The following is a 3,129-nucleotide window of genomic DNA, read 5'->3' as shown; positions in this document are numbered from 1 at the left end:
TGCCTGCGACATCAAACGTGCCTGAAGTCCCATTTTTGAGTCTCCCATTTCGCCTTCCAGTTCGGCTTTTGGAGTTAATGCAGCAACCGAGTCGATTACAACAATATCCAGCGCTCCTGAACGGATCAGGTTATCGGTAATTTCCAAAGCCTGTTCACCGTTATCGGGTTGCGAAATTAAAAGTTCATCAATATCAACACCCAGTTTACGGGCGTAGTACGGATCGAAAGCATGCTCGGCATCTACAATTGCGGCAATTCCACCGGCTTTTTGAGCTTCGGCAATGGCATGAATAGCCAGCGTTGTTTTACCCGACGATTCAGGACCGTAAATCTCAATTACACGGCCTTTCGGGAAACCACCAACTCCTAATGCTACGTCAAGCGCAATCGATCCTGACGAAATAGCAGGAACATCTTCGTCGGCGCGATCGCCCATGCGCATAATGGAACCTTTACCATAGCTCTTTTCAATTTTATCCATTGTCAGCTGAAGCGCTTTCAGCTTCTCCTTGTTCATTTGAGCTCTCTCCTCTTTTGTCATGTTCAGAATAGGTTATAGATTTAACGATTCAACAATCTGATTTGTGTGATCTTTTGTATTTACTTTTTCGAAAATTTCGGCGATTACGCCATTTTCATCAATAACAAAGGTTTTTCGTAAAACGCCCAAGTATTCTTTGCCATACATTTTTTTCAGTCCCCAGGCGCCGTAAGCTTCCAGAATTTCTTTTCCAGTATCGGCAATCAGGTTGAATTTGAACCCAAATTTATCGATAAATTTCTGATGCGATTTTTCACTGTCGGGGCTTACTCCCATTACATCAAAACCTTTTTCCAACCACGCGTCGTAGTTGTCGTTTAAGTTACATGATTCGGCCGTGCAACCGGGAGTATTGTCTTTCGGATAGAAATAAAGGATCAGTTTTTTTCCGGCAAAATCTTTAAGAGCGATCTTCTCTCCATTTTGATTTTTACCTTCAAAATCCGGTGCCTTATCTCCAACTTTTAAATCTGCCATGTCTTACGAATTATTCAATTTTACAAATATAGTTTAATAAATGATAAATCTCAGCTCAATTCTGTATCTTAGCTGCTACTTCAGTTTAATTTAATCTCTAAAAAAAAATTGATTTTTTGTAGCTTTACAAACATAAAACAGAACTGGTTTTCATATGATTTTTAGAAAGGTTTTAGCACTACTAACAATATTATCTATTTTTTTGTTTGCTTCCGACAGCGTTTTTGGAGCTAGCCAGGAAAATCCGTTATCGCAAGCCATTCGTCTATACGAAGAAGGCGATTTTGCCGAGGCTGAATTGATTCTGAAAAAGCTGCTGGATGAAAATCCCGACCACCTGATGGTTAATTACTATTATGGGGCCTGCCGTACCGAAAACGGGCATTACGGAACCAACGAAATCATTTACCTGCTGAACGGCAGTCTGGGCGAAGCGCCTTTAAAGACAAACTTTTATATTGGTGTTCAGTACCACGCCCAAAACCGTTTTCAGGAAGCATTAAATTACTATAAATTATTCAGTAATAAAACCGATGAGGCAACGGCACAGGAAGTTGGACTTGCAGAAAAAATGGAGCTATGCATAGAACAAATAAATCCTTTTGAGCAAAATAACAAAACAGAAAAAGTAGCAGAAACTGCAGCAAGCGATGTTATGCCGGCAGCCGTTCCGCGTAAAACAGAACCGGAACCTTTTAACCCGGTTATTGGCGATATGGTTATCGCTGCTGACATTTCGGATTCAACAGAGATTATTGCTGCACACGATTCGGTTTTGATGGACTCAACCATTGCAGATTCAATCATTCCTGATCCGGTAGTTATTGAGGGACCAACCGAAGTTGAGATTTTACCGGAGCCGATAAATTTTGTAGTGAATGCAGAGATTACTTATCCCGACACTACGTTTTTCAAAACAAAAAAAGGTTTAAAACTATATACCGAAGGAACTGCGAAACAGGAAGAGCTGGAGCAAACGATAAGCAATACAGATATACTGCGAAAACAATACGGTGCCACAACATCGTACACCGAACGACAAACACTGGGAAAACAAATTCTCGATAACGAAACAAGTATTTTTCAGCTACGTGCAACTGCGGAAGAATTGCTGTTAAAATCGCAACAGGAAGAAAATTCGTTCTGGCAAAACGCTTCATTAGAAGAAATACAGGCATTCCGCAAACAGGCCGATGAGTATTTAGCGGCTTACAAATCTCAGTTAGTCCCGAAAAAACCGGATTCGATTATACTGGTGGCGCCATCAGTTGCACCGATAACAAGAACAACAAGTAGCAAAACCGAAGAAACAACAGAAGATGAACTGATTTATAAAATACAGTTGGGCGCCTATAGCCGTGGATTACCACCCTATGTAAAACGATTATTCGACAAGTTATCCTATATTCGTAAAATTGAGAATTACACCGACGAAAAAGGCATTGTGGTATACACTACAGGAAACCTTACAAACTACGACGATGCAGTAAAAATGCAGGAACAAGTGCGTAGAGAAGGTGTAGAAGATGCCTATGTTGTGCCGTATTTTAACAGAAAAAGAATAACTTTGAGTGAAGCTAAAGAAATTGCAAACGACAAATGACGCAGAAAGAGACAAAAAAGATCCCAAAAGGGGATTTCAGAGAAGGAGTTGTTGAAGAGAATTTCCTGACTTTGCACAACGACGATGTGCACACATTCGATTATGTTATTGATGCTTTGATTGACATTTGCAAACATGGTTACGAGCAGGCTACACAATGTACAATGCTGGTGCATTACAAAGGCAAATGCGATGTAAAAAAAGGAGCTTTTGATGCACTAAAGCCACTGAAAGATGCATTGATCGAACGTGAATTAAACGCAACTATTGATTAAAACATATGAGCATTCTTGCTATTATTTTGCTTATTCTTCTCGGCCTGCTACTATTGCTTATCGAGTTTGCAGTGATCCCGGGAGTTACCATCGCCGGAATTGGCGGTTTTCTTCTTTTAGGAGGAGCAGTGTATGTGGCATTTGCCGAATACGGAACACTTGTCGGTTTTATTACACTGGCCACAGTCCTTATTCTTGCACCTGCTATGATTTACTACTTTTTTAAATCGC

Annotated in this window: 3 protein-coding genes and 2 pseudogenes; 3 read left to right on the top strand and 2 right to left on the bottom strand. The window is 40.4% G+C overall.

Annotation, left to right across the window (positions count from 1 at the left end; genetic code table 11):
* Both ABZB17_RS21790 and bcp read right to left on the bottom strand, forming a co-directional pair.
* Window positions 1-519: pseudogene (locus ABZB17_RS21790) on the bottom strand (DNA recombination/repair protein RecA); the annotation flags it as partial.
* A 36-nt stretch (window positions 520-555) separates the two neighbouring features.
* Entirely contained in the window at window positions 556-1,020 is a 465-nt protein-coding gene (gene bcp / locus ABZB17_RS21785) for a thioredoxin-dependent thiol peroxidase (RefSeq protein WP_372653644.1), read from the bottom strand.
* 154 nt (window positions 1,021-1,174) lie between these two features.
* On the opposite strand from bcp, the gene ABZB17_RS21780 reads away from it, so the two are divergent.
* From ABZB17_RS21780 to ABZB17_RS21770, 3 genes and pseudogenes are all read left to right on the top strand, one after another.
* Window positions 1,175-2,623 carry a hypothetical protein gene (locus ABZB17_RS21780; RefSeq protein WP_372653642.1) on the top strand — a complete coding sequence of 483 codons (1,449 nt, stop codon included), beginning with the start codon at window positions 1,175-1,177 and terminating at the stop codon, window positions 2,621-2,623.
* Window positions 2,620-2,898: an ATP-dependent Clp protease adaptor ClpS gene (locus ABZB17_RS21775; RefSeq protein WP_372653639.1), complete on the top strand. Its 279-nt coding sequence runs from the start codon at window positions 2,620-2,622 to the stop codon at window positions 2,896-2,898. Before ABZB17_RS21780 ends, ABZB17_RS21775 begins: the two co-directional genes overlap by 4 nt.
* Window positions 2,899-2,903: 5 nt before the next feature.
* Window positions 2,904-3,129: pseudogene (locus ABZB17_RS21770) on the top strand (hypothetical protein); the annotation flags it as partial.

It is taken from the genome of Draconibacterium sp. (genome assembly GCF_041583095.1).
GTDB lineage: Bacteria > Bacteroidota > Bacteroidia > Bacteroidales > Prolixibacteraceae > Draconibacterium.
The sequence above is the reverse complement of the archived record's forward strand: the minus strand, read 5'-3'. Positions and strand labels throughout refer to the sequence as shown.

Excerpts from the sequence above, each read along its gene's own strand:
- bcp (WP_372653644.1), bottom strand. The coding sequence starts at position 1,020 with ATGGCAGATTTAAAAGTTGGAGATAAGGCACCGGATTTTGAAGGTAAA.
- ABZB17_RS21780 (WP_372653642.1), top strand. The coding sequence starts at position 1,175 with ATGATTTTTAGAAAGGTTTTAGCACTACTAACAATATTATCTATTTTT.
- ABZB17_RS21775 (WP_372653639.1), top strand. The coding sequence starts at position 2,620 with ATGACGCAGAAAGAGACAAAAAAGATCCCAAAAGGGGATTTCAGAGAA.